Source organism: Moorena sp. (assembly GCF_982860115.1).
In genome coordinates, this window is the sequence record NZ_CEYLVT010000297.1 from 1 (window position 1) to 7,941 (window position 7,941).

The 7,941-nt window shown below is 40.4% G+C and carries 7 protein-coding genes; 6 read left to right on the forward strand and 1 reads right to left on the reverse strand.

The genetic code is table 11. From position 1 onward, the window contains the following. Positions 1-104 precede the first annotated feature (104 nt). The 6 genes from AC4II3_RS29615 to AC4II3_RS29640 all read left to right on the forward strand — a co-directional run bounded on the left by AC4II3_RS29615 (position 105) and on the right by AC4II3_RS29640 (position 7,457). Positions 105-1,409, forward strand: a complete 1,305-nt coding sequence (locus AC4II3_RS29615) for a hypothetical protein (RefSeq protein WP_488010931.1) — start codon at positions 105-107, stop codon at positions 1,407-1,409. Next, entirely contained in the window at positions 1,406-2,539 is a 1,134-nt protein-coding gene (locus AC4II3_RS29620; RefSeq protein ID WP_488010929.1) for a glycosyltransferase family 4 protein, read from the forward strand. Before AC4II3_RS29615 ends, AC4II3_RS29620 begins: the two co-directional genes overlap by 4 nt. Positions 2,540-2,637: 98 nt before the next feature. Beyond that, on the forward strand, positions 2,638-3,837 hold the full coding sequence (locus tag AC4II3_RS29625) for a glycosyltransferase family 4 protein (RefSeq protein ID WP_488010927.1): 1,200 nt from the start codon (positions 2,638-2,640) through the stop codon (positions 3,835-3,837). Between the two features lie 484 nt (positions 3,838-4,321). Continuing rightward, positions 4,322-4,960 (forward strand): sugar transferase, encoded by a 639-nt coding sequence (locus AC4II3_RS29630; protein ID WP_488010925.1) that lies wholly within the window; start codon positions 4,322-4,324, stop codon positions 4,958-4,960. 253 nt (positions 4,961-5,213) lie between these two features. Further along, positions 5,214-6,284, forward strand: coding sequence for a peptidoglycan bridge formation glycyltransferase FemA/FemB family protein (locus AC4II3_RS29635; protein ID WP_488010923.1), 1,071 nt, complete (start codon positions 5,214-5,216; stop codon positions 6,282-6,284). 30 nt (positions 6,285-6,314) lie between these two features. Next, positions 6,315-7,457, forward strand: a complete 1,143-nt coding sequence (locus tag AC4II3_RS29640) for a DegT/DnrJ/EryC1/StrS family aminotransferase (RefSeq protein ID WP_488010921.1) — start codon at positions 6,315-6,317, stop codon at positions 7,455-7,457. Between the two features lie 227 nt (positions 7,458-7,684). On the opposite strand, the gene AC4II3_RS29645 is transcribed toward AC4II3_RS29640, so the two are convergent. Continuing rightward, positions 7,685-7,941, reverse strand: a 257-nt coding sequence (locus AC4II3_RS29645) for a restriction endonuclease (RefSeq protein ID WP_488029713.1), incomplete at its 5' end; no start/stop codon positions are given.

Genomic DNA, 7,941 nt, shown 5'->3' on the forward strand with positions numbered 1-7,941 from the left:
TCCCTACTCCCTACTCCCTACTCCCTACTCCCTACTCCCTACTCCCTTTGCTATAGAAATAATTGACTATGTTAGCCACAGCTTACTTGGGACTCATCTTATGTATGTTCCTTACAGAAATAAAACGAAAAAAAACCGGTAAGTTGGATTTCCTGACCTTGGCTAACTTGATTTTCTTTCTTGTCTATGCTTTTCCAGGATTTGTCTTATCAGCTAACCTAGAAAATGCTAGGCATGAGTTGAACTGGGGAAATACCTTATACACTGACAACCCACAAACAGTTATTGCTATATTTGTGGGATACGTTCTGATTGTTATTGGTTTCTATTCTAAGTCAGCTGAAAAATTCGGTAAAACGATTACTATCAAGAGCTATAGTGACAAGGTTGTGATTGTTTTTGCTATTTTTCTGCTGCTATTTTCTTGTCTATCTATTCAAATCTATGGCTCTCAGTATGGTGGCGTTATGGTAGCCCTTGCTAAAAGCCACCTGATTCGCTCAACCACGGTTGAAAGTGGCAACCTGGTTTTTTTTAAGAATTTTATGTTCTTTTCATTCTTTGCCTCTTATTTATTGGCCGCCCTGGTATTTTTTAGCAACCTAAAAAAAGGTAAATTCATTCTATTTAGTTTATTTTTGCTATCTGTAGTCGCTTCCTGGATTTCAGCAACCTTAACAGCTGGGCGTATTCCTTTTGTCAGATACATTATCGGTTTTTATTTAGTTTATGTCCTAAAAACTGGCAAATTTTCCTTGACTTTTACCCTTACTTTTGTCTCTAGTGCTGCTCTGTTTCTGATTCACGGCAAAACCCTGTTTTTTAGCTTAAGCGCTTTGCCAGATGGCTATGTTGCTGTGGTGGAACGCTTTAGACAATCTCTGGACAGTGGTTCCAATGAAAGCTTTAGCATTATCGAACTAGTAGAGAACTTTGTCTTTCCAGTTCATTCCCTAGATGCAGCTTTTAATAATCATTATCCAATGCGGCTATTTCTGGATATCTACTATGGAGTGCTTTCCTTAATACCGGAGCGTCTGACTAATATGGAGTTCCCAGAAACCCTATCCTTTGAGAATACAGCAAATATCATAGGCTCCAATGAGTTTGCTATCCCACCAGGTATACTGGCCTTTGGTATCTATAGTATGTCTTGGATCGGACTAATTATTATATCGTTGAGTTTTGGTTGGATTGGTCGTTATCTACAAACTATTTTTAATAATCAGCTACATACAATCTACTGGATGCCATTTGTTTATATTTTAACAGCTGTAACCTGGATAGATTTTATTACCTTTGGTGACCCAGAGGCTTACCTAATTGCTAATTTTTGGTTTTTTGCGGCTATGGGTCTATTACTATCTTTCGTTAGCAAGGTTTATTGGAAAAAGAACTATAAACTATGAAAATACTATATCTTACCACTGGAGTCTCTATAGGAGGTGCGGAGTTGATGTTATATCATCTCCTATCCAAGATCAACCGAAACCGCTTTAGTCCAGTGGTACTGTCTCTAATGGGGCGTGATACGGTAGGCGATCGCATTGAATCTTTGGGTATACCTGTTGCTCATATTGGTCTTGAACCAGGAAAGGTTCCAACCCTGAAAGCATTGTCTAAGTTAATTAATACGGTGAATACTCTCAAGCCTGACCTAATTCAGGGATGGATGTATCACGGAAATATAGCTGCCAAATTAGCTAGTAGTTTTTATACCCATAAAATTCCACTTTTGTGGAGCATTCATCATTCAGTTTCTTCCTTGTCCTCTGAGAATAAAATGACAGCATCTCTGATTAAAAGTGGTGCTATTATTTCTAAATTTATCCAGGGAATTTGCTTTGTATCTAACCAAAGTAAATTACAGCATGAAGCGTTGGGATATTCTTCGCAAAACAGCTGTGTAATTCCGAATGGATTTGACACGTCTTTATTTAAACCATCCCTGGAAGCTAGAGCAGGTTTTCGTTCTGAATTAGGGTTGTCTGAGCAATCGGTTTTAATCGGATTGATTGGTCGTTATCATCCCATGAAGGATCACCCTAATTTTATCCGGGCTGCTTCATTATTAGTCAAAGATTTTACTGATGTACATTTTATTATGGTTGGCACAGAAGTTGACCAAAATAATAATTTTTTATGTTCGTTGATTCAGGACTTAGGACTATCGAATCATATCCACTTACTAGGAGAACGCAGTGATATTCCTCGCCTTACTGCTGCTCTAGATATTAATACTCTGGCTTCTGCCTATGGGGAAGCTTTTCCTTTAGTTATTGGAGAGGCTATGTCGAGTTGTGTTCCCTGTGTGGTAACAGATGTGGGTGATTCAGCCTGGATTGTGGGTAATACCGGACGAGTGGTACCCCCAAGAAACTCAGAAGCATTGGCTAGGGCTTGGAAAGAGCTAATTTTGATGGGTAATGAAGGTAGGAAAATGTTAGGAAAAGCAGCAAGGTCTAGAATTATTGATTCCTTTTCTATAAACTCAGTGGTCGCTCAATATGAAAGTTTATATGAACTGATTTTAGCTTAAAAATAATGCTGATTGCGTCAGTCATTAATCCTGATAGCTAATTAGGGAGATTTTAATTCTTGTAAACCAAGATAACTAGTATTGAGTAATAAATAATCATGAATAGACTTTTAATCATAACTACTATTCCGGATACAATCCGTGGCTTCCTGCTTCCCTTGGCTCACCACTTCCGGTTTGAAGGCTGGCAAGTCGATGCTATGGCTCAGGGAGTTTCGGCTTGTGAGGAATGCTTGGCAGCTTTTGACCAGGTTTGGGATGTGCAGTGGTCACGCAATCCCTTGGATCCACAGAATCTACTGTTGGCTCCGCGAACTATCCAAGAAGTAATTGCTCAAAAGAACTATGATATTGTTCATGTACATACTCCAGTAGCGGCTTTTATTACTCGTTATGCTCTAAGGGGTTTAATAAAGCAGGGAAAACCCAGGATAATTTACACGGCTCATGGCTTTCACTTCTATCGTGGGGGGCAACCTTTAAAAAATGCTTTGTTTCTGACATTGGAAAAATTGGCTGGACATTGGACTGACTATTTAGTAGTAATTAATCATGAGGATAAAGAGGCAGCTAAGCACTATAATATCGTGCCACCAAAACAGATTCGTTATATGCCAGGAATCGGTGTTGATTTGGAATACTACAATTTTGATTCGACTCCTGTAGCTGAGGTAATGGGGGTGTACGATGAGCTGGGAATAGCACCGGAAAATCCACTATTTTTGTCAGTTGCTGAGTTTATCCCTCGCAAGCATCATCAAGATATTTTAAGGGCATTTGCCTGTTTGGAGCGATCTGATGTCCACTTGGCATTGGCCGGAGATGGAGATGAAGAGTGGACTCAACAAATGCAAGACTTGGCATCAGCTCTAGGCATTAAACATCAGGTACATTTCCTTGGTTTCCGCCGGGATATTCCGACTTTGATACAAGCCTCCATCGCAACACTGTTGGTTTCAGAACAAGAAGGACTTCCTAGAAGTGTGATGGAGTCCTTGTGCCTGGAAACACCAGTGATTGGGACTAATATCCGTGGCACTAGGGATTTGCTGGCAGGAGACTGTGGTCTTTTGGTTGAGGTGGGGGATATCAAGGGAATCGCTCAGGCCATGACCTGGGTATTAGACCATCCTGAAGACGCATTAGCTATGGGCAAACGTGGACGGGAGCACATGAGTGCTTATGATTTACAAAACATTCTGGAACTCCATGAGACTTTGTATAGTGAAGCAATAAGCGATCGCATTTTGACACCTTTAGGCACTGGACTTTGGCCTGTTTACAATGACTCTATGTAAACAGATGGGCTTAATTCAAGCAGTTTTTGTTTAAGCTTTAAGATTGACCACCTGCCGATCTTCGGGGGGATAATACCAATTCTCGCTGATTACGGTTACACATCAATTTCATTTCCCGAGCTTCTGATCTCCCCATATCCCCATCTCCAAGTGAATATCTTTGATATTAAATCATCCCACGTTATACAAGTCGTGGGATTTTAAGTGTGTGCATGATTAGTCATTAATCACTATAACAAAGGGAATAGGGAATAGGGAGTAGGGAGTAGGGAGTAGGAAACAGGGAGAAGGGAGTATAAAACAGGGAGCACGGAGCAAGGAACAAAACTTATTACAATTCCTACACGGATTGCTATTATACCTAATACCTAATACCTAATACCTAATACCTAAGACTTAATAACTAGTAATAGCCATTGTGGCAACACATCCCAGTTCAAACGTTATATTTTTTATTTAATAAGATAAAAAAATTGTTTGAACTATGACTAAAAAAATTACTAGCAATAACTTACAACAACTAATTAAAGATTTTGCTGACAGATTTGTTGCCGCAACCACTCTGATTGTTTTATCGCCTGTTATCCTAATTATTGCGATCGCAATCTACTTCAGTATGGCAAGGCCAATTGTTTTCACCCAACTAAGACCGGGGAAAGATGGTCGTATTTTCAAGTTCTATAAATTTCGCACCATGACTGATAATTGCGACGGCGATGGTAATCTACTTCCCGATGAAGAACGCCTGACCGCAATTGGTGAATTTCTACGGGAAACCAGTTTAGATGAACTTCCTCAACTTTGGAATGTTCTGAAAGGGGATATGAGTTTTGTCGGACCTCGTCCTTTACTGGTGGAGTATTTAGATCGCTACAATTGTGAACAAGCACGCCGCCATGAGGTGAAACCTGGTATTACGGGTTGGGCACAGGTTAATGGTCGCAACACCATTAGTTGGGAAAATAAATTCAAATGTGATGTTTGGTACGTTGATAACTGGAATCTCTGGCTTGATTTGAAAATCCTATTTCTAACCTTTATTAAAGTGACCAAGCGCGAAGGTATTGTTAACCCAACCCACTCTACGTTAAGTGAGTTTCAGGGGAGCTCTCCCTCTTGTTAATACCAATTAAATTTATTCCTGCTACAAGATGATAATCAGGTGATGGGGTGATTATTATGTAGCAATACAGGACTTACGCATTCAGATATATAAAATTTCTTTAACCCTCTGTTCCCAGATCCGCTGTTCCCTGTTCCCTATAGCTGAAACCCTTGATTTTTGGTTTAACTGCGTAAGTCATAAATAGTGTTTTAAGTTTGAATAACGTTTTGAAATAGTAGCAAATTTAATCATTAGTTTTTTATAGAAAAGTATGGATAGTAAAATCATTGATTTTTTAAGCCCGTTATGGGGAGAAACCCTAAAGCAATTACGTCATGATATCTATCATATAGCCGACTATTTTACTCTAGAGTCTAGACGAAATCAAGGGATACCGGAAGCAATTGTAATAGCCGATGGAGATAAAATTTTCTTCGTTCCTTATTTACTGCGCAAATGTGATGACATTTGCGATCAAGACTCAGGGGATTTATTTGATGTGGTCTCTCCCTATGGTTATCCAGGAATTTTATTAAGTGAGGCAGCTGCTAGCACACCAGGGTTTCCTGATGCAGCAATGGCTGAATTCAAACGTGTGTTATCTGTCAAGGGAGTATGTTCAGCCTTCTTGCGACTTCATCCCATACTTAATCATAACATTAATGAATTATTTAACCCTAACCCGTTTACCTTCAATGGCGAGACAATCTCCATTGATTTAACACTCCCTGAGTCTGAAATATGGAGTCATACCCGCAAAGATCATCGCAATAAGATTAATAAGTGTAAGCGTGCTGGGATGACAGCCAGAATGGTTCCATTTAAAGACTACATTCAGGAATTTATTGAAGTCTATCAAGAGACTATGGATCGGGTAGGTGCTTCAGGGTTTTATTATTTTAACTATGATTACTTTGTCGGACTGTTAGAGATACTAGGAGAGCAACTTCACCTCTGTATCGTTGAACTGGATAATCAAATCATATCCGCTGGTATTTACACAGAATGCTGTGGCATCGTTCAAGCTGTCCTGGGTGGAACTAAAACCCAGTTTTATAAACAATCTCCAAGTGTTTTAGAAACAGATTTTGTCCGACTCTGGGCTAAAGAACGGGGCAATGAATTTTTGCACCTTGGCGGTGGTGTAGGAGGAGCAAAAGATAGTCTCTACAATTTCAAAGCGGGTTTCTCCAAGCAAAGACACACCTTCCTGACACTACGTTTAATTACTGATCAAGAAAAGTATAGTTATCTCGTTGATTTACGAGCCAAAGCATTAAACACTGATCCAGACAAACTCCTCCAGTCCAAATTCTTCCCCGCCTATCGTTGTAGTCATTAGTACAGCAGTTTTATTAATAATTATTTTCCTATGAATAAACCAATTCTTTTGTCTACACCCCACATGGGTGATCAGGAACTGGAGTTTGTTAAAGAAGCCTTTAAAACAAATTGGATTGCGCCAGTGGGTCCCCATGTGGATGCTTTTGAGCAAGAATTTTGCCAAGTTGTGGGTACTCGCCATGGGGCTGCTGTTAGTTCTGGCACAGCAGCCTTGCATCTAGCGCTACGGCTAGTTGGGGTTAAATCAGGGGATGAAGTCTTTTGCTCTACCCTTACCTTTATCGCTACTGCTAGCGCAATTACTTATTTGGGAGCCAAGCCAGTGTTCATTGACTGCGATCGCACTAGCTGGAATATGGATCCCGACTTACTGCGGCAAGCTCTAGATTGGCGGGCTCGACTGGGGAAATTACCTAAAGCCTTGGTTTTAGTTCATCTGTATGGTCAAAGTGCTGATATTGATCCGATTTTAGAGGTTTGCGATCGCTACGAGATTCCCGTGATTGAAGACGCTGCTGAAGCCTTAGGTGCCACCTACAAAGGTCGCTCTCCCGGAACCTTTGGGGAAATTGGTATTTACTCCTTCAATGGCAATAAAATTATTACTACCTCTGGTGGCGGCATGTTGGTTTCAAACCATCCTGATTTTGTCAGCAAAGCTCGTTTTCTCGCAACCCAAGCCCGAGACCCAGCCCCCCATTACCAGCACTCACACATTGGCTACAACTATCGCCTCAGCAATATTTTAGCTGGAGTTGGTCGTGGTCAATTGCGGGTTTTGAATCAAAGAGTAGCAGCGAGAAGGCGTAACTTCGAGATTTACCAGGAAGCCTTGGCAGAGCTGCCAGGAATAGAATTTATGCCAGAAGCCCCCTATGGACGAGCCACGCGCTGGTTAACTTGCCTCACCATTAACCCTGATGCCTTTGGAGCAGATCGAGAGCAGGTTCGCCTGGCTTTGGCTGCAAAGCAAATTGAAACCCGTCCTGTATGGAAACCATTACATTTGCAACCTGTATTTGCTGAGTGTCACTCTATTGGTGGTGCGATCGCAGAAGATTTATTTGAGCATGGTCTTTGCCTACCTTCTGGTTCCAATCTTACCACTGAAGACCTAGAGCGGGTGATTGAAGGGATTAAAGCAACCTCTCGTTGTCTAGTACACAAGTAATATCAAGTCTGGTTGAATACCCATAATTAATCGAGAGTGTGGGGAGATGGGGAGATGGGGAGATTTTTATTAAGGGTAATTACCCTGAGATGATATAACCTTTTTATTTTAATTGTGAACATACTCCCTTAAGCAAAAGCAAGGTAAGCATTAGCTGTTCGCATAGCCTGCGCGTAGCTCATATGCTTACGTTTTTATTATATATATTTTTTTTAAAATAAATGGGTTTACCCTGATATATATATTTTTTTAATTATTTTTTTAAAATTATCCCTATCCCAAAGCTCAATTTTATTACTAGCTGCCAGATTTTTTGCAGGTTCTGTAAACTTACTATTAGTGATAACTAGTCCCAGGTTCGCCTGATAATAGCCAATTGCCCCTGTTACTTCCTGAACGGCCTTAATCCCTACGCTACCTTGTTGTATTTTGGCTTGAACAACAGCCTTTATATCCCCTTTTTTAATTACCAGATCGGCTCCAT